At 53.0% G+C, this 23573-nt stretch carries 20 protein-coding genes; 15 read left to right on the top strand and 5 right to left on the bottom strand.

Annotation, left to right across the window (positions count from 1 at the left end; translation table 11 throughout):
• Positions 1 to 191: 191 nt before the first annotated feature.
• Positions 192 to 899 (bottom strand): exosporium glycoprotein BclB-related protein, encoded by a 708-nt coding sequence (locus AC0YN3_RS21495; protein ID WP_475777009.1) that lies wholly within the window; start codon positions 897 to 899, stop codon positions 192 to 194.
• 430 nt (positions 900 to 1329) lie between these two features.
• On the opposite strand from AC0YN3_RS21495, the gene AC0YN3_RS21490 reads away from it, so the two are divergent.
• The 6 genes from AC0YN3_RS21490 (at position 1330) to AC0YN3_RS21465 (ending at position 5424) form a co-directional block, all read left to right on the top strand.
• The gene (locus AC0YN3_RS21490) at positions 1330 to 1491 is read left to right on the top strand and encodes a hypothetical protein (RefSeq protein WP_475777008.1); all 162 of its coding nucleotides are present in this window, start codon (positions 1330 to 1332) and stop codon (positions 1489 to 1491) included.
• A gap of 27 nt (positions 1492 to 1518) precedes the next feature.
• On the top strand, positions 1519 to 2328 hold the full coding sequence (locus AC0YN3_RS21485) for a hypothetical protein (RefSeq protein WP_475777007.1): 810 nt from the start codon (positions 1519 to 1521) through the stop codon (positions 2326 to 2328).
• Between the two features lie 47 nt (positions 2329 to 2375).
• A complete protein-coding gene (locus AC0YN3_RS21480) occupies positions 2376 to 2828 on the top strand; it encodes a flavodoxin (protein WP_475777006.1) in 453 nt (150 codons plus the stop codon).
• A 25-nt stretch (positions 2829 to 2853) separates the two neighbouring features.
• A complete protein-coding gene (locus tag AC0YN3_RS21475; protein WP_475777005.1) occupies positions 2854 to 3567 on the top strand; it encodes a hypothetical protein in 714 nt (237 codons plus the stop codon).
• A gap of 204 nt (positions 3568 to 3771) precedes the next feature.
• Positions 3772 to 4623, top strand: a complete 852-nt coding sequence (locus AC0YN3_RS21470) for an AraC family transcriptional regulator (RefSeq protein ID WP_183564793.1) — start codon at positions 3772 to 3774, stop codon at positions 4621 to 4623.
• A 129-nt stretch (positions 4624 to 4752) separates the two neighbouring features.
• Complete coding sequence (locus tag AC0YN3_RS21465; protein ID WP_475777004.1) at positions 4753 to 5424, top strand: SOS response-associated peptidase; 672 nt, start codon at positions 4753 to 4755, stop codon at positions 5422 to 5424.
• A gap of 389 nt (positions 5425 to 5813) precedes the next feature.
• On the opposite strand, the gene AC0YN3_RS21460 is transcribed toward AC0YN3_RS21465, so the two are convergent.
• The 3 genes from AC0YN3_RS21460 to AC0YN3_RS21450 form a co-directional block, all read right to left on the bottom strand.
• Positions 5814 to 6806, bottom strand: a complete 993-nt coding sequence (locus AC0YN3_RS21460; protein ID WP_475777003.1) for an electron transfer flavoprotein subunit alpha/FixB family protein — start codon at positions 6804 to 6806, stop codon at positions 5814 to 5816.
• A 310-nt stretch (positions 6807 to 7116) separates the two neighbouring features.
• A complete protein-coding gene (locus tag AC0YN3_RS21455; protein ID WP_475777002.1) occupies positions 7117 to 7383 on the bottom strand; it encodes a hypothetical protein in 267 nt (88 codons plus the stop codon).
• A gap of 861 nt (positions 7384 to 8244) precedes the next feature.
• A complete protein-coding gene (locus AC0YN3_RS21450; protein ID WP_475777208.1) occupies positions 8245 to 9093 on the bottom strand; it encodes an electron transfer flavoprotein subunit beta/FixA family protein in 849 nt (282 codons plus the stop codon).
• Between the two features lie 237 nt (positions 9094 to 9330).
• On the opposite strand from AC0YN3_RS21450, the gene AC0YN3_RS21445 reads away from it, so the two are divergent.
• The 9 genes from AC0YN3_RS21445 (at position 9331) to map (ending at position 22470) form a co-directional block, all read left to right on the top strand.
• A complete protein-coding gene (locus tag AC0YN3_RS21445) occupies positions 9331 to 11574 on the top strand; it encodes a (Fe-S)-binding protein (protein WP_475777001.1) in 2244 nt (747 codons plus the stop codon).
• Positions 11575 to 11857: 283 nt separating this feature from the next.
• Positions 11858 to 14299, top strand: coding sequence for a 3-hydroxyacyl-CoA dehydrogenase/enoyl-CoA hydratase family protein (locus AC0YN3_RS21440; protein WP_475777000.1), 2442 nt, complete (start codon positions 11858 to 11860; stop codon positions 14297 to 14299).
• A gap of 30 nt (positions 14300 to 14329) precedes the next feature.
• A complete protein-coding gene (locus tag AC0YN3_RS21435; RefSeq protein ID WP_475776999.1) occupies positions 14330 to 15544 on the top strand; it encodes an acetyl-CoA C-acyltransferase in 1215 nt (404 codons plus the stop codon).
• A 336-nt stretch (positions 15545 to 15880) separates the two neighbouring features.
• Complete coding sequence (locus AC0YN3_RS21430) at positions 15881 to 17656, top strand: acyl-CoA dehydrogenase family protein (protein ID WP_475776998.1); 1776 nt, start codon at positions 15881 to 15883, stop codon at positions 17654 to 17656.
• Positions 17657 to 17671: 15 nt separating this feature from the next.
• Positions 17672 to 19450 carry a long-chain-fatty-acid--CoA ligase gene (locus AC0YN3_RS21425; RefSeq protein WP_475776997.1) on the top strand — a complete coding sequence of 593 codons (1779 nt, stop codon included), beginning with the start codon at positions 17672 to 17674 and terminating at the stop codon, positions 19448 to 19450.
• Between the two features lie 5 nt (positions 19451 to 19455).
• A complete protein-coding gene (locus AC0YN3_RS21420; RefSeq protein ID WP_475776996.1) occupies positions 19456 to 19884 on the top strand; it encodes a PaaI family thioesterase in 429 nt (142 codons plus the stop codon).
• Positions 19885 to 20025: 141 nt separating this feature from the next.
• Positions 20026 to 20247, top strand: coding sequence for a hypothetical protein (locus AC0YN3_RS21415; RefSeq protein ID WP_475776995.1), 222 nt, complete (start codon positions 20026 to 20028; stop codon positions 20245 to 20247).
• Between the two features lie 181 nt (positions 20248 to 20428).
• Positions 20429 to 20617, top strand: a complete 189-nt coding sequence (locus AC0YN3_RS21410) for a hypothetical protein (RefSeq protein ID WP_054026245.1) — start codon at positions 20429 to 20431, stop codon at positions 20615 to 20617.
• A gap of 1100 nt (positions 20618 to 21717) precedes the next feature.
• Complete coding sequence (map, locus tag AC0YN3_RS21405) at positions 21718 to 22470, top strand: type I methionyl aminopeptidase (RefSeq protein WP_475776994.1); 753 nt, start codon at positions 21718 to 21720, stop codon at positions 22468 to 22470.
• A gap of 931 nt (positions 22471 to 23401) precedes the next feature.
• Here map and AC0YN3_RS21400 read toward each other — a convergent pair.
• Positions 23402 to 23573: IS3 family transposase (locus AC0YN3_RS21400; protein ID WP_475777207.1), on the bottom strand; the 172-nt coding region annotated here is incomplete at its 5' end.

Raw genomic sequence — 23573 nt, 5'->3', positions numbered from 1 at the left:
CTGTCATCTGAAATGGAATTTTACTTTTGGCAATCTTATCTCTAGTGGTGCTGGGGGGATGGGATGGTCTGTTTAATGGGGGAAGAAGTATCATGGATATGCGCGAATGGACGGAAGTTTCGAGCAACCCCAGCCAGAGTGAAAAAATAGCGGTACAGGAGTAGCACCCTGTACCGCCGGATTCAAAATGATTATTCACTGAGCTCGATATACACGCCTGCGCTTGCAAAGCCAGTTACGGTTGTTACGACTGTTAGACCTGTCGTGGTCACGGAATAAACCAAGATGATACGGTCTTGTGCGAGTAGAGGAATGGCTAAGCCAGTCGTAATTCCGCTTAATACATCGCCTATAGCAACGGTGGTGATACCTGGGAGTGTTACGAGAGCACCTGGGAGAGGAGCGAAAACGTTGCTTCCTGCTGGGGCTCTATATAGCTGTGCAGTTACGGTTGCAGTGCCAAGCAACTCCAATGCGATCAAAATGCTGAAGTCTGCTGAAATGGCAGTAAGGGTACCTGCTTGCGGAATAGTAAATGCAAAGCCTGGGGCAAGCAGTGGATCTGTAATATTTAATCCAGCGAGGCTTACACCGGCAATGCTGCTGCCAAAGCCGACAAGACTTGTAGTATCAACTAATCCGAGGATAGTGGATACAAGTACAACGGGAGCTACTGTTCCAGACGCATAAGGAATGATTGTTCCGCCATGGTAAGGACCTGTTGGGCCTGTAGGGCCAGTGGCGCCGGTTGCTCCGGCAGAACCTGTGGCTCCAACGGCGCCGGGAGTACCCGCAGCTCCTGTTGCGCCGGTGATACCCGTACCAGGTCCAGTGGGTCCGACGGGACCGGTAGGGCCTGCAGTTCCTGCGGGGCCTGCTGGACCGGCTGGTCCTTGCAATCCTCTACGGCCAGTCGGGGCATTGACGACAAGCTTTTTCTTTACAATGATTACTTTATCTCCGTGACTCTTTCTTTTTGGTCTGCAACCTGATGCTGGTTTTCTGACGCAGCGACTCTTGTGATTTGAGTAACTCAGTTGAAAGCACCTCCTTGTTTGATGCGTTATTCTACGTTCAAATTCTATCTATTGATTGGGTAAGTATCAGGTAGAGACATAGACCTTCAACTATATTTGCGGATTTGTGCGAATGGCTGCTAGAGATTGGCCTACCTGTAGGATTAGGGAATTGAGCTGGCAGCCGATGAAGATCAAATGAATAAATGCATTGACATCAGAAGTGAGAATGGTTATCATGTATACGAAAGTGATAATCATTATCACTAAAGGAGTGAGTAAGCGTCTCAACCTTTAGCAGGAGGAATAGCTTGTGGGATTGCTTTACGAAATGGTATTGAAAAAACGCAAGTCGGCGTCTTTAATGCATCAGCTTGGCAAAGGGAATTCGCTTGCAAACCAGAACATAAGCCGTAAAATGCTCGAGCACGCGAGCACACATATAAAGCAGCAAATTCAGCAAACGACATATTAATTTCATTGATTTGAAGGAGCGAAATACATGCAAACAGAAACAAGCAGACCTTGGAATTGGCTGCTCTTTCCTTTCTCATCGGTCAAAGCAGGCTCTGATTGCTTGTTTGCCGCTTCCGTCGGGCATGGCATTTATCAAATAGACGCGGAAGGAAGCTGGGAGAAGCTGGAGCATGGGATGGACAGCAGTGCCCATGTGAATCGGCTTCAGCTGCAGCATGAATTGCTGCATGCCTGCACGAGCAGCGGCTTGTACGAATGGAACGGAGAGGCTTGGGAGAACGACGGCTTAACGATTCCATGTTATCAATACCGCAAAATCGGCGGGAGCAGCTACGCGGCCACGGAGTATGGATTATGGTCCAAGGCGAGCAGCCGCTGGGAACAGATCGCATGCGAGAACAAAAAAGTATTCGACTTCATAAACTTGCCGCAATATTTGATCATCGCGCATGAAAGCGGAGTCTCTCTCTATGACCGTTTCATGGATGAATGGGCGCATTTCGAGCTGGGAACGAGCGTGACCAGCTTAGCCGTATTCAGAGGCCATTTGATAGGATCCAGCGATAAAGGCGAGCTGCTCATTGGTGACAAAAAGGGTAGATTCGACCGGATCCGGTTCGGCAAGCCGTTTATATTCTCGGTGCTGTCGAAGGGCAATGAGGTGTATGCCTGCACGGACCGGGGGTTATTCCAGCTCGCTTACATTTGCAATCAAGTAACGCTGCTGTCGATCAAGCTCGGCTGCCCGGTAACGGACATTGACATGCAGGATGGCAATTTATATATGGCTACTCTTTTTCAAGGCATTCAGACATTGAATACAGACGTTGAATAATCACTTTAAATCAGCAAATCACATAGAAGCTAGAGGAGGAATGACGGATGTCGAAAGTACTTGTCGTTTATGCGAGCATGACAGGAAATACGGAAGAAATGGCAGAGGCCATTGCAGAGGGGGTTAAGCAAGCGGGTGCGGAGGTTGTGCTGAAAGAGGCTTTCGATGCCAGCGCTGCGGAGCTTACGGAATACGATGCCATTATTATGGGAGCTTATACGTGGGGGGACGGCGAGCTTCCCGATGAGTTCATTGATTTCTACGAAGAGATGTCGTCGCTTGATTTGAGCGGGAAGATCGCAGCGGCATTCGGTTCGGGCGATACATCCTATCCGATTTATTGCGCGGCTGTTGATATAATCGAAGCGAAGCTTAAAGAGCTAGGTGCGACCATATCCGCAGAATGCATGAAGTTCGAGTACAACGCGTCAGAGGATGAGAAGGAGCAAGGCAGAAGCATGGGACGCCAAATTGCGAGCCTTGTAGCAGTCGCAGGATAATGAGACGAGAGGGGCGGCAGCGCTAATGCAGCAAATACCGGTTGTACTGAGAGTAGAGGATTATAAGCTGGAAGAGCTGCTGCGTGATCCCGAGCGTTTCGCCAATAACCAAGCAGGCCGTAAACGCAAAAATGATGTGAACTGGAGGCAGATGGTCCAGTATGCGGCCAGCCACAGCGTAAATGATTTCTACGGGCTGCCGGAAGCGGTTCGCTCACGCGATTCAATAGAAGCATCCGTTGAGCAGTGGTGGACAAATCGGAATTATAAGTTTCATTCGGATGAGCATTTTTTGCAAATGAAGCAGACGCTTAAGGAACAGCTGGCAAGTTTTTTGCTAGGCGGATCATGCCCGCAGATGCCAATTATCTTTTATGAGCAGCTTACCGCATACGTAGAGGAGCTTGATCTCGAAATATCGCAAATCTTTCATTTGGTTGCCGTTGATCCAGATGGAGGAGCAGACGACTACATTGTGCAGAAGCTGGCCGTAGATGTCGACGAAGAGTCGCTGAGCCTGCTGTTCCATATGACGTCGGTATTTTGCATGAGTGCTTTCGGGAAGCTTCCGACACGCATTGAAGTGCTCTCCTTGCTTAACGGCAAAAAAGTAGTATATATTCCCGATGAGGAAACGCTCGAGACCTCCTATGATTATATGTATTTGATCAAAAGCATGCTCCCGGAGGCAGATGTGTTTAAGGTGAACCCGGGATCCTCGTTTCAATTCGTTATGTAAGTCATGGCCGTATCCATAGAATCGTTATGCCAGCCTCATGCAAATTCCTGAAAGGGAGAGCTTGAGGTTTGTTTTATTGTAGACAAATGAAACGGTTTTCAAGTAACATGGGCAGTAGTCATTTTTTGCATATTTACACATGGGAGATTTGATTTGCTTTCGAAGTCGTTTTGCTGTGCAGAACGTAGATAAGGAGAGATCAGGTTGTCAGAGGAGCTATTACTAACATTTCGTTCACCGCCGTTGCCCTTTTTCATAGAATCCAACCGTTTAACCTATCATGCCGGGGAAGAGCATCCGAACCGGACGAACCTAGGCGTATTTGATCTGCTGTTCGTGAACCAAGGCTCGCTGCATGTGGCAGAGGATAACCGCAGATGGACGCTTGGTCCGGGCGACGTCCTTATCCTGCGGCCTGATCGCTGGCATTATTCCACAAGGCCTTGCGAAGAGGAAACGGTGTTCGATTGGATTCATTTCCAGACGGTCGGCGCATGGGAGGAGACAGTGGGCAATCAAAGCGGCTCGCTGCGAGGCGATTATTATACGTATGCGATTCGTTTGCCCAAAAAAATGAAGCTTACTTATCCGGACGAGGCCAAGCTCATCTTCTCGCAGTTGCATGAGGCGGCTAAGAGCTCGTCCCACGGTGCTTTCTGGGACCGGCAGCAGCGTTTCCTGCATTTGCTTCAAATGCTTGATGAGGGCTGGCGCTCGGATGCAGCCAAAGCAGCAGTGTCTGTTGCAGAGCGGGCGGCTGCTTACCTGAAGCTTAATTATCGGAGCCCGATCAGCAACACGATGTTGAGCGACGTGCTCCAGCTTCATACCAATTACATTACGCGCTGCATGACCGAGGTGTTCGATTGCACGCCGCAGCAATATTTGCTGTATTATAGGCTCGACCAAGCCAAGCTGCTTCTTATCAAAACAGATTGGACGATCGCTCGGGTAGCGGAGGAAACGGGCTTCCGCCAGACGCCTCATTTCTCAAGGCTGTTCGCATCACACACGGGGATGCCGCCGCTTAAATTTCGAAAACGGTTCACGATGTAAGCTTTCTGGGGAAAAGGCGGGGAACGGGCGGATGCTCGGTCCCCGCCTTTTTTTTCATCGCGCAGCCTGCATAATTTTACGGCCTTTAACAGAAACTGGATTCAAACAACGTAAAAAAGGGTGGTTGCGATGATTGAACGGTTTTCCTTAACGGCAGATTTAAGCGATATCGTGGATCGATTTCAGGTAGGCAAGGTGATTAAAGGGCATACGAACCGATTTAATGTAGCGCCTACGCAGACGGTATCCATTGTGATGAACGACCGTTTTGACCAAAGAACGATGCAGGAGTCCAGATGGGGACTGTTTCCGTTCTGGGCTAAGGATGCAGTGAATGCCGACCATAAAACGCTGTCCGAGAAGCCTTTTCTGGCACGCATGCTAAGAAGGCAAAGATGCGTGCTGCCTTGCAGCGGCTTTTTCGGTCAAAAGCAGGTGGGCAAGGAGCGCGATCCGAGAGCGATGCATATCGTCGTTCCGAGCCAGCAGCTGCTGGGCATTGCAGGCATTTATGACTGCTGGAGAAACGTGAGCGGCAAGGAGGTTCGCGCTTTCACGATGATTACCGCGGCTTCTACCGGCGCGATGTCCGTATGGCAGCCGAGAGTGCCGGTTATTCTCGATGAGGAAGGAATTGAGGATTGGCTGAATCCGCGAATTACGGAATTCAGCGGCCTGCGCAAGCATCTGGAGGCGATGGACACCTATCTGATGCGCGCTTATCCCGTCACGAATGCGGTTCACGACGACTTGTTCGAATCGCCGGATTGCATCCGGGAGATACGGCCTGATTTCGCATAGCTAAAGCGTCGATAATGAGGATGGTACAAAGTCGGATTTTGGAAATCTAAAACGTTAATAATGAGGATGATATAAATTCGGATTTTGGAAATTTTGAATCCGGGTTTTTAGGGAACGGATGGCAAAGAACCTTGAACACCACTTTAAAGTGGTGTTCAAGGTTCTTTGTGCGTGTTAGGGGGTACCTTTTTGGGCAGCCCGTGGAGAAGAATGAAGCGGGATGATGCTGGGTATGGGTTTGTTCTGGTGGGGAGATAGGGATAAGTTTGGGAGTGTGCCGGTTGAAGTAGGAGCAATAGGGATGGGATTAGGCGCGAGCTGGTTGTGGTGATTGAAGTAGGGATGGGTATAGGTGCGAGCTGGTTGTAGTGATAGCAGTAGGGATGATATTAAGTGCGGGCTCGCTGTAGCTCGGTCGTCAGCAAAGGCACAAGCTCGAATAAATCGCCAACGATGCCATAATCGGCTATGCCGAATATAGGGGCGTCGGGGTCTTTGTTAATCGCGACAATGACACGGGATTGGCTCATCCCAGCAAGGTGCTGTATGGCGCCGCTTATGCCGCAGGCGATATAAAGCTGGGGGGTGACAACCTTGCCGGTCTGCCCGATTTGCAGCGCATAGTCGCAGTAGCCTGCGTCGCAGGCTCCGCGCGAGGCGCCGACGGCGCCACCGAGAGCCGCGGCCATCGCGTGCAGCGGCTCGAAGCCCGCCGCGCTTCGCACTCCTCGACCGCCGGACACGACGACATCGGCCTCGGCTAGGTCAAGCTGGCCGCCGGCGCGGCGCACAAGGCTGCGCACGGCGGTGTAGAGCGGTGGCACCGTGAACGGAAGCTCCGCAACGGTGCCGGTAATGTCGGCGGCGTCGAGCACCTCCGCCGCGTTTAAGTTGTTCGGGCGCACCGTGATGACCCACGGCTGGCCCGGCGCGAAGCTGCGCCGCTCGAACGCCTTGCCGGCGTAGAGCGGGCGAATGAATAAGGCGTCATCGCCATCGTCAGATGCTTCGATTGCGATGACGTCAGCGATGTGGCCGGCGCCGATTGCTGCGGCCACACGGGGCGCGAGCTCGCGCCCCATAGCGGTGTGGCCGAGCAATAGCGCGTCCGGCTGCACCGCAGCGATAGCTGCGCCGAGGGCGGCTAGGTACGCCTCGGGCGCGAAGGCGCGGAGGGAAGGATCGTCGGCGATATGCACGACGTCCGCCCCCCGCGCAATTAGCGCGGCGGCTTCATCCGCCGCGCCGCCGGAGCAGGCAAGGACGGCATGAACGGCGCCGTCCTTGCCTGCAAGCAGCTGCGCTGCGCCGAGCGCCTCGAGCGCGACTCGCCGCAGCGCGCCGCCTCGGCTCTCAGCAAAAACCAGAATTTTTTTGGGCATGGCATGCTTGCTCCTCTCTCGTGCCGCATACGATAAACGAAGATTTTGACGACAACTAACATCTAAAAGTGGGCGTACACTGCACTTTTTACAATAGAATCTCATATAAAAGACAATTCGCCAGGCTACATTGCAGAAAGTGCAACAGAATTATTCCAATGAGAAGGAAATGTGCTGTGAAAGCACCTTTCTGTTGCAGAAACTGCAACGTAGCAAGAGCGTGGTTACTTAAATGCCGAATAGAGTGTACAAAGTACAACGTAGCTAGGTTGAACGGTTGGAGAGAGTACGAGGTTGCTAACTTCAGCGATTACCGGCAAACCAACCAACCAACAAACCAACCAACCAACCAACAAACCACCCACCCACGCAACCAACCACCCACGCAACCACCCAACCAACCACCCACGCAACCAACCACCCAACCAACCACCCACGCAACCAACCAACCAACCAACCAACCAACCAACCAACCAACCAACCAACCAACCAACCAACCAACCAACCAACCAACCAACCAACCAGAAAACCAATCAGAAAACCAGTCAAAAAACCAACCATCCAACAAACGATCCAACAAACCATCCATCGCGGACTACGTTACATTTTGTGCAATAGAATCTCAAATAAAAGACAATACGCCAGGCTACGTTGCAGAAAGTGCAACAGAATTACTCCAAAGAAAAGGAAATGTGCTGTGAAAGCACCTTTCTGTTGCAGAAACTGCAACGTAGCAAAAGCATGGTTACTTAAATGCCGAATAGAGTGTACAAAGTACAACATAGCAAGGGTGATCGGTTGGAGGGAGTTTGAGGTTGCTAACTTCAGCAATTACCGGCCAAATATCCACCCACCCAACAAACCACCCAACAAACCAACGCAGTCTACGTTGCATTTTGTGCAATAGAATCTCATATAAAAAACAATACGTCAGGCTACGTTGCAGAAAGTGCAACAGAATTATTCCAATTAGAAGGAAATGTGCTGTGAGAGCACCTTTCTGTTGCAGAAACTGCAACGTAGCAAGAGCGTGGTTACTTAAATGCCGAATAGAGTGTACAAAGTATAACGTAGCTAGGTTGAACGGTTGGAGAGAATATGAGGTTACTAACTTCAGCAATTACCGGCAAACCATCGAATCATCCAACGAACCATCCAACCAATCATAAAACCAACCATCCACTAAACCAACGCAGTCTACGTTGCATTTTGTGCAATAGAATCTCAAATAAAAGACAATACGCCAGGCTACGTTGCAGAAAGAGATTGTAAAAACTGCAACGTAGCTAGGGTTGTTACTTGAACTCCCGATAGACTGCAGCAACTTTAACGTAGCAAAAGCATGGTTGCTTAGACGCAGAATGAGCAGCACAGCTAGTGCGCCAAAGCTCTCTCCGCATTCATGCGTGCCTAGCTAGAAGCCCAGCTAGAGGGCTACTTAAAGAGGAAGCTTCGCTTCCTCCCGCAGGAGCGATACCAGCGCGGCAGCCTGCGTGATCGGCTCGCCGGAGAGGCGCTTGCCGGCCGCTCGCGGCGGTGGCGGGAGTAGCTCTGTGCGGGCGGTACGCGGCTCTATGTCCGCGGGCTCGAGCGCACCGCTGCTTAGCAGCTCGGCCGCTGTAACAGTACGAAGCGGCTTGCGCTTCGCTTTCATAATGCCCGGAAGAGACGGATAGCGGGGCTCATTCAAGCCTTGCTGCGCCGTAATGAGCGCGGGCAGCGGGATCACGACGGTTTCGGTATCGCCCTCGATGTCGCGCTCGACGAGCGCAAAGCGTTGAGCGCTAGAGGACCCTGCGGCTTGCAGATTGCTGTCTGCCGGCAACGCATTCATTTCGTCCGCGCTTAGAATAGCAAGCTTAACGGCAGACGATGCATGGGGCAGCCCCAGCCGCTCGGCGATCTGCAGGGCGACGCTGCCGGCACCACTGTCCACCGCGAATAAACCGGCCAGCAGCAGATCAGGTGAGAGCGGAGCGATAACGGCAGCTAGTGCTGCCGCAACTGCGGTGCTATCATCCGGCAGAGACGAGCTGTCGAGTCTTATTGCTTCATCGGCACCGATCGCAAGCGCAGTGCGCAGCGCGTCCTGAGATCGCTCCGGGCCGCATGTTACGGCAATGACTTCGCCTCCAAGACGCTCCCGCTGGCGAAGCGCTTCCTCCAGTGCATATTCATCGTAAGGGTTGATGACGAATTTGGCGTCTGACTCATCCACGCGGCCAGCGTTTACGATGATTTTTTCCTCGGTATCAAACGTTTGCTTGAGAAGCACTACTATTTTCAGCATAGAAGCTCCCTCACTTCAACCGACATGTTGGTTACACTGTCCATCAGTGCTACGATATGTGGTTTAGGGCATGAATAGACCGTTTTCAATCGTTCCCTGCGCGGCATGTTCATAGCCAAAAAGACATATACATGAAGCATTGCGGCTATTTTTGAAAGCGCTTTAATGCTTGTCCGACTACTTTGCGTTTTGATGCTCTGTTGCAGGAGCGGGCAATTAAGGGAGGCGTGGCATATGTCATCGTGGTTGGCAGCCGGAACGGTCGATTCTTGGATTACAGGGAGCAAATGGTTCTTGTTTGCTGCGGTTGTAATTCTTGCCGTTACCATGTTCGGGATGGTCGTGCACAGGCGCATCATCTATATGAGACTGGGAGCACCGTACACATTCACCCGGTATCGCCGCGAGCGGGGAAGCCAAGCAGGTTTTGGCGCGCAGGTGCTTGGTCATCGCAAGCTGCTGAACGACGTGAGAAGCGGAATCATGCATTTGGTTTATTTTTACGGCTTTATCGTGCTTCAGTTCGGCGCGGCAGATCTGATCTGGAAGGGGCTGAGCAACGGTTCTCCACTGCCGCTGCCCTATTATAGCGCGTTCTCGCTTACGCAGGAGCTGACCGTTACACTCGTTTTTGGCGCGGTGCTCTACGGTGCTTTTCGGCGTTACGGCGAGCGGCTGCCGCGTCTTAAGCGAGGATGGAAGCCGTCGCTTGTCATGTGGTTCATTGGCTCGCTGATGCTGACGGTATTGTTTACTCTGGCGTTCGAGCGACTGGCTATCGAAGAGCTATCGGCTGTCATCGAGCCCGTCCATGAGTCTTATGCCCCAATCAGTGGCAGTCTGGCACATTTGCTTGAGAACATCGGCATTCAATCGGGAAGCGCTGCGGCACATGCCGGCTTTGAACTATTTTGGTGGCTGCATCTGCTCGTGCTGCTCGGTTTTCTCGTTTACGTGCCGCAGTCAAAGCATTTTCACCTGATAACCGGTCCGATTAATCTTTGGTTCCGGCGCAGCACACCGCCTGGGCGACTTACACCGCTCAATCTAGAAGACGAGGAGGCAGAGTCGTTCGGTGCTGGGAAGGTGGAGCATTTCTCTCAAAAGCAGATGCTTGATCTTTATGCCTGCGTGGAATGCGGCCGCTGCACGAATGTCTGTCCTGCCGCAAGCACCGGCAAGCTTTTGTCACCGATGCATTTAATCGTAAAGCTAAGGGATCATCTGACGGAGAAAGGCGCCGCGATAACGTCCAAATCGCCGTGGATGCCAGCCAGCCTTTGGCAATCCAAAACGAGCGGGCCGCGTGCACATGTTATGGGCGGCGTTATTCCCGCATGGGATTCGCCTGCGGACTGGGGGACGGATATCGAGCCGACGATGGCTGCGCAAGCAGGAGCTTGGAGCGTACGGGATGGCGTTGATCCTAAAGAGGTGGAGCTGATTGGCGAGGTGCTGACGGAGGAGGAACTTTGGGCGTGCACGACCTGCCGCAATTGCGAGGAGCAGTGCCCGGTTGGCAATGAGCATGTGGATAAAATCATCGATATGCGCCGTCATCTTGTGCTCATGGAAGGCAGGCTGCCGTCTGACGGGCAGCGCGCGCTCCAAAATATTGAACGGCAAAGCAACCCGTGGGGGCTGCCCCGCGCCGAGCGTGCCGCATGGATTGCCGAGTGCGAGAGCCGCACAGGCATCCGTGTCCCTACGCTGCAAGAGCTGAAGCAGCAGGGGCGAAAGGCTGACGTACTTCTTTGGGCAGGCTCGATGGGCGCCTATGATATGCGCAGCCGACGCGTGCTGTACGATGTTGTGCGGCTGCTGAAGCATGCGGGCGTAAGCTTCGCGACGCTTGGACACGAGGAGCGGAGCTCCGGCGATACCGCAAGGCGAATCGGGAATGAGCTGCTTTTTCAAGAGCTGTGCCGCGAGAACATCGAGACCATCGGCAAATATGAGATCAGCCATATCGTGACCGCTTGCCCGCATACCTATAATACGCTCAAGAACGAGTATCCGGATTTTGGACTGCCGCAGCATATCTTAGTTGAGCATCATACGGAGCTGCTTGCAAAGCTGCTTGCCGACGGGTCGCTAAAAGCGGTACATGCGATCGACGAGCGCGTAACCGTTCACGATTCCTGCTATCTTGGCCGCTATAACCAGACCTATGAAGCGCCAAGGGATATGCTGCGTGCTATACCAGGCGTGACGACGCTGGAGATGGAGCGCTCGCGCTCAAACGGTATGTGCTGCGGAGCGGGCGGAGGACTGATGTGGATGGAGGAGCATGCTGGAACAAGGGTCAACCATGCTCGGACCGCGCAGGCGCTGGAGGTGAAGCCATCGGTTATCAGCTCTGCCTGCCCATACTGCTTGACGATGATGGAGGATGGCTTGAAGGCGCTAGGTTCCGATGAGCGGGTTATTGCCCGCGATGTGGCAGAGCTGCTGGCAGAGAGCGTCTTCGGAGAGTAAGCAGCTAAGCGGCTGGAGCTATAGGTACGAGGCGTGAAGCAAGGAGCATGGAGCATATGACTGAGTTTTGAGGTGTGAGGTGTGAGGTAGAGCAAGGTTTACACGTCATGAGGTTAGAGGTATAAGGTGCAAGGAAAAGGCAAGGCGCACACCGCATGCTGTAAAAGCTATTTCTTATCGCATGACGTAAAAATTATTTGCTATTTAACATAAGCCAGAAGGAAAGCTCATGTCCAAAAGAGCGCCTAGCGAAAGGGAAAAGCAAAGTACAAGGAGGCTGTCAATGACGATACAAGCGCTGCAAAAAAGCGCCAGCTCCATACGCAGAGCCGCTGTGATCGGCTCAGGCGTAATGGGCGCTGGCATCGCGGCCCATTTGGCGAACGCAGGCATGCGCGTCACCCTGCTGGACGTGGTTCCGCAGTCGCTCACTGCGGAGGAGGAGCGGCAAGGATTGACGCTTGCCGATGCCAAGGTTCGGAACCGGCTCGCAGCGACAGCTGTTGCCAAAATGGGTAAGTCCCAGCCGGCGCAGCTTTATGATCCGAGCTGGTCCGTACGCATAACGCCAGGCAACCTGACGGATCATTTGGATGCGCTTGGCGATGCGGATTGGATCGTAGAGGCCGTCGTCGAGCGGCTAGATATTAAGCAGCAGGTGCTTGCTGTTATCGAAGCGGCACGCTCTCCAGGCTCAATCGTGTCCACGAACACGTCGGGCTTGTCGGCGGCTTCGATGGCTGAAGGAAGAAGCGAGGAGTTTCGGAGGCATTTTGGCGTAACGCATTTCTTTAATCCCCCTCGTTATATGAAGCTGGTTGAGATTGTAGCTACCGCGGATACTGCGCCTGAGGTTGTACGGCTGCTCACGGAGGTTTGCGAGAAGCGGCTGGGCAAAGGTGTCGTACTGGCTAAGGATACCCCCAACTTTATTGCCAATCGGATTGGTACCTATGGGATGTTGGTCACCTTGGCGGATACGCTGGCATTCGGCCTGACGGTTGAAGAAGCAGACGCGCTTACGGGGCCTGCAATGGGCAGGCCGAAGACGGCAACGCTGCGCATGCTGGACATTGTAGGCCTCGATACGCTGCTGCATGTCGTAGACAATGTACGGGAGAGGAGCAGCGATTCCGCTGAGCAAGCGGTGTTTGCCCGACCTGCACTGCTAGAGCAGCTTGTAGCCGCGGGGCGTCTAGGCGAGAAAACGGGAGCCGGATTCTATCGCAAAATAAAGGGGAAGAACGGCAGCGAAATCGAGTCCCTGCGATTGGATACGCTGGAGTACGGGCCGAAGCGTCCGGTAAGCTCGCCGATCATCGATGCCTCCAAGGCTGCCAAAGGGGCGGCAAGGAAGGTGAAAGCGCTGCTTGGCACCGATCCGCGTGACAAGTATGCAAAGTTCGCTTGGTCCACGATCAAAAAAACGCTGCTGTATGCGGCGGGTCAGGTCGGCATCATAGCGGATTCGCTTTCGGACATCGACCGTGCGATGCGCTGGGGTTTCAATTGGGAGCTGGGGCCGTTCGAGCTGTGGGATGCGATTGGGCTGCGGAATTCGGTGCAGCGGATGCAGAAGGAGGGCGATCGCGTACCGGAGTGGGTATTGTCCTGGCTTGCGGCAGGCAATGAAAGCTTTTATCGCGTGCAGGGAAATGAACGCGTCTATGCAGCGAGCGGGGCTTATCAAACGGAGCCTGATGAACCGGATGCCATATCAATCGCTGCGCTGAAGGCAGCAGGGAAAACGGTCTTTTCGACCAGCGGCGCTAGTCTGATCGATCTCGGAGACGAAGTGGCGCTGCTTGAATTTCATTCGCCGAACAATGCGATTGGCGGTGATATTTTGACCGCGATTACGCAGAGCACGAAGGAGGTATCGCAGAACTGGCGCGGGCTGGTGCTTGCCAATGAAGGTCGTCATTTCTGCGTAGGCGCAAATTTGATGCTGCTGCTGATGGAGGCGCAGAGCGGAGACTGGGATGAGGTGGAAGAGATTATTCGCTTCTTCCAAAGCAGCATGCTGCAGCTGAAGCGGCTCGATCGTCCTGTTGTAGCGGCTCCGCACCGGATGACGCTTGGCGGCGGGGTTGAAGCGTGCTTGCCTGCGGACCAAATCATATACTCCCCGGAAACCTATTTTGGGCTCGTAGAGACGGGAGTAGGCCTCATCCCGGCGGGCGGGGGCTGCAAGGAAGCGGCAGCGATGGCTGCGCAGCGCGCATTGGCCGCGAGCAGCGGCAAGACGGGAGGCGACCTGCAGCCGCATCTGAATACGCTGTTCGAGACGATTGCGCTTGCGAAGGCGTCATCCAGCGGCTTTGAGGTGAGCCGCATCGGGCTGATGCGGCCGCAGGACCGCGTCATTATGCGCCAGGAAGCTCGCATTGCCGAGGCGAAGCGGGCGGTGCTGGCGCTTGACCGCGCAGGCTATTCGCCGCCAGCGGAGGAACGCATCCGCGTTGCCGGGCGCGAGGGCGGCGCGGTGCTGAAGGTCGCGGTGCAGGCGATGCGGCTAAGCGGCCACATTAGCAAGCATGACGCGCTTATCGCCGGCAAGCTTGGGTCAGTGCTTGCCGGCGGAGATATTCAGCCGGGCGCGGAGGTAAGCGAGCAATATTTGCTCGATTTGGAATGCGAGGCATTCCTTAGCTTATGCGGAGAGCGGAAGACGCAGGAGCGCATGAGCCACATGCTGGCGACGGGCAAGCAGCTGCGCAATTAAATGCTTTTAAAGCAGAAGGAGGAGGGCGAAATGTCAGCTTCATCACCGTTTGAGAATCATGGGCGAGACGCTGTTATCGTAGCTGCGGTGAGGACGGCAGTCGGCAAAGCATCCAAGGGCAGCTTGGCGGAGACGAGGGCGGAGGATTTGGGCAGAGCGGTGATGGAAGGGGCGCTTAAGCGAGTGCCAAGTCTGTCGCCGGACATTGTAGAGGATGTCATCATCGGCTGTGCGATGCCTGAAGGCGAGCAGGGACTTAACATGGCGCGAACCATTTCGCTATACGCAGGGCTGCCGGTAACGACGCCGGCCGTTACGATAAACCGATTTTGCGCATCAGGCCTGCAGGCGATTGCGTATGCGGCGGAGCGTATCCGTCTTGGCGATGCGGATGTTATAGCGGCAGGCGGCGTGGAGAGCATGAGCCATGTGCCGATGACCGGCTTCAAGCTGTCGCCGCATCCAGCCATTGTTGATGCGCGGCCGGAGGTTTACATGGGCATGGGGCATACAGCGGAGGAGGTTGCCCGCCGTTACGGCGTATCGCGGGGCGAGCAGGATGCGTACGCAGCGTCCAGCCATCGCAAGGCGGCAGCGGCAATCGAAGCAGGCCGCTTCCAAGCAGAGATCGTTCCGGTCACGGCGAGCCGCTCCGGGGTGAATGATGCGGGAAGGCCTTGGTCGAAGGTATTTCAATTCGATACCGATGAGGGCGTGCGGCCGGAGACGAGCGTACAAACGTTGGCGCCGCTCAAGCCTTCTTTTGCGAGGGAAGGTACGGTTACGGCAGGCAATACCTCGCAAATGAGCGATGGCGCAGCGGCTGTCATTGTAATGAGCAGAGCGCGAGCCGAGGATTTGGGACTGAGGCCGCTTGCCGTATTCCGAAGCTTCAGCGTGGCGGGTGTTGCTCCCGAAGTGATGGGCATAGGCCCTATAGAGGCGGTACCCAAAGCGCTTCGGAGAGCGGGGATTACGCTTGAGCAGGTTGATTTGTTCGAGCTGAACGAGGCTTTTGCCGCCCAGTGCATTCCTATTATTAGAGAGCTGGGCATTCAGCCTGACCGAGTGAATGTTAACGGAGGAGCCATTGCGCTTGGGCACCCGCTTGGCTGTACGGGAACGAAGCTGACGGTGTCGCTTATTCACGAGCTTGGCAGGCGCGGAGGCGGCATAGGCATTGTCACGATGTGCGTAGGCGGCGGGATGGGAGCAGCTGGCGTGATTGAGGTATACAGCTCATGAGGGCATGCGCGGTGCGATAGGTATGATTGAGGTATACGGTTCATGAGGGCAGGTGCGGTGCGATCCGCATAATTGAGCTATATGGTGCGATGAGGAAAGGTGCGGTGCAATCTGTGTGATCGAGGCATACGGCTCATGAGGGTGGGTGCGGTGCGATCCGCATAATTGAGTTATATGCTGCCATGTGGAAAGGCGAGGCGTGATCCATGTAATCCATGTAATCGAAGTAGCAAGCGCTAGTTTAAAAGGAGAGACACGATACGAACGGTGTCAAAGATTTAGGGCGATTACAATTAACAGCGCTAATAATCGAATGACTGAAGGGAGACCTGCAGCATGACGGAAGCGATACGCTTTGGCGGCCGGTTTGTCATGGAGGACAGCACGCCGGATTCGGTGGTGACACCCGAGGACTTCACGGAAGAGCAGCGGATGATGGGCGATGCGGCGCGGCAGTTTTTGGATACGGAGATTACGCCTCGCGATGCGGAGCTGGAGGCGCTGAATTACGATTTGACGGTAGAGCTGATGCGGAAGGCAGGCGAGCTTGGCTTGCTTGGAGCCGATGTGCCGGAAGCATACGGCGGTCTTGGCCTGGATAAGGTTAGCACGACATTGCTTGCGGAGACGCTAGCCCGCGCTTCGTCGTTCGCGCTTTCGGTCGGAGCGCATACCGGAATCGGTACGCTGCCCATCGTATTCTTCGGAACGCCGGCGCAAAAACAAGCCTATCTGCCTGCGCTTGCAACCGGCGAGCGGATTGCCGCTTATTGCTTGACGGAGCCGGCATCAGGCTCGGATGCGCTTGGCGCGAGAACGACGGCTAGGCTGGCGCCGGATGGGAAGCATTACGTGTTGAACGGCTCCAAGCTGTATATCACGAATGCCGGTTTTGCGGACCTATTCATCGTGTATGCGAAAGTCGATGGTGAATATTTTACGGCGTTTATCGTTGAGAGGGGCATGGCGGGGTTCAGTATTGGCCCGGAGGAGCATAAGATGGGCATCAAGGGCTCTTCAACGCGCCCTTTATTTTTCGAGGATGTGTCCGTACCGGTCGAGAATGTACTGGGGGAGGTCGGAAAAGGGCATCAGATCGCCTTTAATATTTTGAACATTGGCAGGTTCAAGCTAGGGGCAGCCTGTCTCGGGTCATCGAAGGAAACGATTGAGCTGGCATCCTCGTATGCGAATACGCGAAAGCAGTTCGGCCGGGCAATTTCCTCCTACCCGCTCATTGGCGCGAAGCTGGCCGATATGAACATTCGTACTTATGTGCTCGAAAGCATGGTGTACCGGACGGCTGGATGGATTGACGCGATGCTGCGAACAACGGAGTCTGCGGATGGCGTATCTGTTGCGAAAGCGATCGGAGAGTATGCCATCGAGTGCTCGATCATTAAAGTGTTTGCATCAGAGGCGCTTGATTTCGTAGCTGACGAAGGGGTGCAGATTCATGGCGGATACGGCTATATCCATGAATACAAAGTGGAGCGGATATACCGGGATTCGCGGATTAACCGGATTTTTGAAGGGACGAATGAAATCAACCGAATGCTCATACCCGGAACGCTGATGAAAAAAGCCTTAAAGGGCGAGCTTCCGCTGCTGCGCAAGGTGCGGTCGCTTCAAGCTGAGCTCGTGCAGCCGATGCCGATACCTCCGCTTGAGAAGCCGCTTAGCAAAGAGGCGTTCCGCCTCGGGCAGGCCAAGAAGGCTTTCCTTGCCATTGGGGGGCTGGCCGTCCAGAAGCTGGGTCTCCGGCTTGAACAGGAGCAGGAGGTGCTGTGCTCGCTCGCCGATCTGATGATCCAAATATTTGCCATGGAAAGCGCGCTGCTGAGGTCTCAAAAGATTGTCAAGGCAAGCGGCGGAGCGGGCTCGGAGAAAGTAGAAAACGTCATCGCGATGACGGCTGTATTCGTACAGGAAGCGATGGAGCGGGTAGAGTCGCTGGCTAAGCTTGCGCTTGCCGCGCTTGAGCAAGGAGACGGCCTGCAGATGCAGCTGTCCATTCTGAAGAAGCTAATGCGTGCGCCGCTGTCAGATACGGTTGCTTTGAAACGAACGATTGCTGCCCGCGTCATTCGCGGTGAGCATTATGTCGTGTGAAGGGGGAGAGCATGAATGGAGCCGCTCGGACCGGAAGACCCGTCTTTGCAAGACCAGCCGTCCATTGAAGCACAGCAGCATGCGTATCCATGGCTTCGTCACTATCCGGAGGAGGTTTCTCCTTCGCAGAGCTATCCCGACCAGAGCATCGTTCAATTCTTAGTTAATGCGGTTAATAAGCATCCGGATCATACAGCCATTCATTTCCTTGGCAAAATCGTGACGTATCGCGAGCTGCATGATTCGGCCACTAGGCTTGCTCTGGGGCTTGTCTCCCTCGGCGTGGCTAAGGGTGACCGGGTGGCGGTCATGCTGCCCAATTGCCCGCAAGCTGTCATTGCCTATTACGGGGTGCTGCTTGCAGGAGGCGTAGTCGTGCAGACGAATCCGCTGTACGTGGAGCGGGAGCTGGAGCATCAGCTGGCGGATAGCGGGGCGGTCGCCATCATTACGGTAGATTTGCTTTATCCACGGCTTTCTCGGGTGCGGGGGGAGCAGCCGGAGAAGGGCCCTCTGCCGCAGCTGAGGCATGCGATAGTTACCTCCATTAAGGATGGGTTGCCGTTTCCCAAAAGCTTGTTATATCCGCTCAAGCAGCGGAAAGAAGGCTTTCGCGCAGAAATTCCATACGGGAGCTTTGGCGTAGTCAACTACAAGAAGCTGCTGGCAGGGAAGCACGCTTCCGCCAAGCTGCCGGAGCCGGCTAAGGGAGCGGAGCTTGCGGCACTTCAATATACGGGCGGCACAACCGGAACGCCAAAGGGAGTCATGCTGACCCACCTCAATCTGGTAGCGAATACGATGCAAACCTCGGCGTGGTGCTACAAGGCGGAGGATGCGAAGGAGCGTTTCCTAGCGGCGCTGCCGCTGTTTCACGTATTTGGATTAACGGTATTAATGAATATGTCGGTGCTGCGCGCAGGCACGCTTATTCTGCTGCCCCGTTTCGAGGTCGAGACCGTGCTGCAGACGATCGGCCAGCAAAAGCCGACTATTTTTCCGGGTGCCCCGACGATGTATGTAGCGCTCATTCACCACAAGGCGGCTGCCAAAACTGATCTTTCGTCTATAAATGTGTGCATAAGCGGTTCTGCGGCTTTGCCGCTCGAGGTTCAGGAGAAGTTCGAAGCGCTGACGGGAGGAAGGCTCATCGAGGGATACGGGCTATCCGAGGCTTCGCCGGTCACGCATGCCAATCCGATATGGGGGCGGCGCAAAATCGGTACGATCGGCGTCCCGTTTCCGGATACGGAAGCGGCTGTCATTCATCAGGAAACAGGCGAGCGGCTGCCTGTCGGGGTGCTTGGAGAGCTTATCGTTCGCGGCCCGCAGGTTATGAAGGGCTACTGGAATAAACCGGCGGAGACGGCTGAAGTACTGCGCGACGGCTGGCTATATACTGGAGATTTGGCGACAATGGACGAGGACGGTTATTTTACGATCATGGATCGCATTAAGGACGTGATTATTGCCGGCGGATTTAATATTTATCCACGAGAGGTAGAGGAGGTGCTGTTCGAGCACCCTGCCGTCAGGGAAGCGGCCGTTATCGGCGTGAAGGATGAGTACCGCGGCGAAACGGTAAAAGCGTTTATCGTGTTTAAAGAGGGCTGGCACGTATCGAGCAGCCAGCTTGATCGCTGGTGCAGGGAGCGACTGGCAGCATACAAGGTACCTCATCATTACGCGATTAGGGAAACGCTTCCAAAGACGATGGTTGGCAAGGTGCTACGCCGCAAGCTCCACGAAGAGGAGACGGGGCAGAAGGCCGCTGCCGATGACAAGGGAGAGTGATCGGCTTGGATGAGGATTGGTTTGTACAGGAGGCTGATCAGGCCGGTCACCTGACTAGGCTCGCGGAGCGCGCTCAAGCGACATTTTGGGGAGTGCTCGGCTGTGAGGTCGTGCAGGCAAACGCCAGCAAAGCGACGATCTGTCTAGATGCGTCAGAGCGGCATCTCAACTTGCTCGGCATCGTTCACGGCGGCGTTTTGATGTCGCTTCTAGACAATGCGATGGGACTTTGCGTGATGCTGGCGGCACCTGAGCAGCGTACGGTAACAGCCAATTTGAACACGCAATTTCTAGCGAGCAGCAAAGGCGGGGTACTTTTGTGCGAGGCGGTGCTGGTTCATCGTACGGCACGGACGTTGACGCTCGAAGCACACGTGAAGGATGAGAGCGGGAAGCTGCTCGGTCTCGGGATCGGTGCTTATCGCATTATATAGTCGGCCGGATGTTGGTCATTTGCTTGCCTGCTTCTGATTCGTTATAATAAAACCTAATATATGGAAAGTCTAATAGCCCGCAAAAGGATTAACGATTGAAGGAATTATACCGATAAATGTAATAGGGAAGGAGGCGAGGACATGGTTCAAGGCTGGGTAACGACACTCGTATTAGGATTTGGAATTGCGGTTGCCGTCGTCGGCGTAATCGCATATTTAAGAATGTTTCGTAAAGACAGGCTATCTAGGGCGTCTCACCAAGCAGACGATGTCTCGCCTCCAAACGTGTTTATATCAGCAAAATCAACGGATGGCGGGCACAAGAAGGAAGCCAAACCCGAACAAGCCACGCCGCAAGATTAAGAAATGTTCACTTTCATAATCGAAATCAAAATGTTATAATAGTAAGAAAAATGTGAACATTGTGACTCATTGGCCATGGAGTTGCCTGCACCGAGTGGGGGTTCTTGCGGAGTACTCGCCGCATGCGGTCTCGTATAATGCTGTTTAGGACGACCATCCAACGTAAAGGGGAGGAGATTTCATGGCGAAACATAGCCAGAATGAAGTCAAGGAAAGCCTGAAGGAACTCACGAGAATTTTTCAACCCAAGGACCCGCGTAAGTTTGTTAAAGAATATATTCGCAAGTACCGGATTACCGGAGGCTACGAGGATGAATTAACGACATTGGTGGAAAATGAGTTAGGTAGGATTAACTCCTCAGTCAGTTAGCACAATACGTATAATACGGCTTTGTACACTGTCACGCGGCAGGATGCAAAGTCTTTTTTGTTTTTGTAGGTAGTGCTTCGTCCCCGCTTACAACTGACTTCTTCATCTACAACAACAACCAACCACGCCACAACCACAACCACAACCACAACCACGCCACAACCACAACCACAACCACAACCACAACCACAACCACAACCACAAGCACAACAACCACAACCACAACCGCAACCACAACAACCAACCAACCACTGTAGTGTGCATTGCACTTTCTGCAATAGAAACACACGTAAGAGGAGATTTGCGAGGCTACGTTGCAGAAAGTGCAGCAGAATTACCCTGTTAAGTGGTTAACGGGATGAAACAGTATCATCCTGTTGCAGAAACTGCAACGTAGCAAGAGCGTGGTTAGTTAAACGACGAATAGAGTGTACAAAGTGCAACGTAGCTAGGGTGGTCGGCAGGAGGAGTCAGGAGTAGGTAACTAAATAAATCATTGACCAACTACCTACCAAGCCACTAGCCACTGCGGCGTACATTGCACTTTCTGCAATAGAAACTCACATAAAAGGAAATTTGCGATGCTACGTTGCAGAAAGTGCAGCAGAATCACACTAATAAGTGGTTAACAGGATGAAATAGTACTATTCTGTTGCAGAAACTGCAACGTAGCAAGAGCGTGGTTAGTTAAACGACGAATAGAGTGTACAAAGTGCAACGTAGCTAGGGCGGTTTCTGAAGGGATTCTGAAGAAGGTAACTTGAGTGACGAGTAGGCTGGAGAAAGTCTGGAGGATCTCAGCAGCGGTCACAAACTTATTCATCAATTGATGGAGTTATCATGTATGGTATACAGTACTCAGGAAGTTGATAGGCTGGTTTTTTACAAAGTGAAGGCAACGGGAATATATGTCTATTGTCTATAAATTCGCCATATCGGATGGGCATTTGTCTCCTTTTCCGCGAATAAGTTATACATAGACAAATCTACTCGTTATGCCTTAATGATTGCTCGGCGATGTGGATTTTGTTGCCGCAAAGCTTTGGTTTATGAATTGCCACTAACTTGCTTCGTAAAACCTTAAGGAGGTTTGAACACACATGGCAGTGGATTTGAAGACGAAGGAACATATTCGGGGTATTCGCAAGGCTGGTCGTATAGTCGCTGCCTGTCACAAGGCTCTCTCAAAACGGATTGCGCCAGGTGTTACGACGCAGGAGATTGACCGATTTGTGGAGCGATTCATGCTGGATCGAGGTGCGACTCCTGCCCAAAAGGGGTACAAAGGTTATCCGTTCGCAATATGTGCCTCCGTCAATGAGGTTGTTTGCCATGGTTTTCCTGACTCGGAGCCACTGGAGACGGGCGATATTGTTACGATTGACATGGTAGCCGATGTAGATGGTTGGAAAGCGGACTCCGCTTGGACCTACGCGATAGGTCGAATAAACACGGCTACAGAAAAGCTGCTTTTGGCTGCAGAGCAATCGTTGCAGGATGGAATCAAGCAAGCGGTGCTCGGCAACCGGCTTGGAGACATTGGTTATGCGATACAAGCTCGGGCAGAGAGAGCCGGCTTTGACGTGGTTACTGCATTCGTAGGCCACGGCATAGGCAGAAATATGCATGAATATCCTGAAGTCATGCATCGCGGCGTACCTGGCCAAGGAATTGTGCTTGAAGAAGGCATGGTCATTACAATAGAGCCCATCATTACTGCCGGAAGGGCGGATGTATACATTGCTCAGGACGGGTGGATGGCACGAACACGGGATGGGGCATGGGCAGCACAATTCGAGCATACCGTGGCTATTACGAAGGAAGGTCCTATCGTATTAACACGTTGGGATTAAAGAACGCCGCTTATAAAATGGACATAGAGGCCGGATGATACAGCAAATGCTGTATTCATTCGGTTTTTTTATAGAAAAGGGATATGTATCAGAGTCGAATAGTGAAAGCTGAGACGGTCAGCCAAACTAAAAGAAACAAATGAGTTGAAGAAGGTCAGAGGCAAACAACCATAAACAGCAAAAACGCGGCAAGAGATTAATGACTCAAACGACGAGTAGAGTGTACAAAGTGCAACGTATCATAGGTGTCGGCAGAAGAAACTCAGATAAAACATACCATGCGCTTTGGTTACATTGCACTTTGTACAATAGAAGCCCTACATAAGGGAATCGCGAGAGGCTACATTGTAGAAAGTGCAGTAGAATCAGCCTTGCGAGTGAATTATGGCTGAAACAGCGCCATTCTGTTGCAGAAACTACAACGTAGCAAGGCTCTGATTAGTTAAACGACGAATAGAGTGTACAAAGTGCAACACAGCTTGGGAAGTCGAAGGAGAAATTTGGGGAGGTCAACTAAGCAGGAAAATTCAGTTGGAGAAGGTCAGAGGCAAACAACCATAAACAGCAAAAACGCTGCAAGAGATTAATGACTTAGACGACGAGTAGAGTGTACAAAGTGCAACGTAGCATAGGTGTCGGCTGAAGAAACTCAGATAAAACCAACCGTAAGCTTCGTTACATTGCATTTTGTACAATAGAAACCACATACAGAGGGGGCCGCGAAAGGCTATGCTGCAGAAAATACAGTAGAATTAGCCTTGTGGGCGAATTATGGCTGAAACAGAGCCATTCTGTTGCAGAAACTACAACGTAGCAAGACTCTGATTACTTAAACGGCGAATAGAGTGTACAAAGCGGTTAGACCCCTTAATTCCGGAGTGCTGCCAACCAAATAATCAAATTACGTAGCCAAGCTTGTTATTTGGCCTATTTACATGGCTTTATGGAACTTACTTTGATCCTCCAGCGTCTTGACCCAATCAGAGAACTTCGCTGGAGGCATCAATTTCAAACTACCGTGCATTCTACGGTTATTGTAGAAATCCATATATTTATCAAGTTCCTCGTAAGCTTCTTGAAAGCTGCTAAACTCCATTTTACTG

The organism is Paenibacillus sp. J22R232 (genome assembly GCF_056269165.1).
The sequence above is the reverse complement of the archived record's forward strand: the minus strand, read 5'-3'. Positions and strand labels throughout refer to the sequence as shown.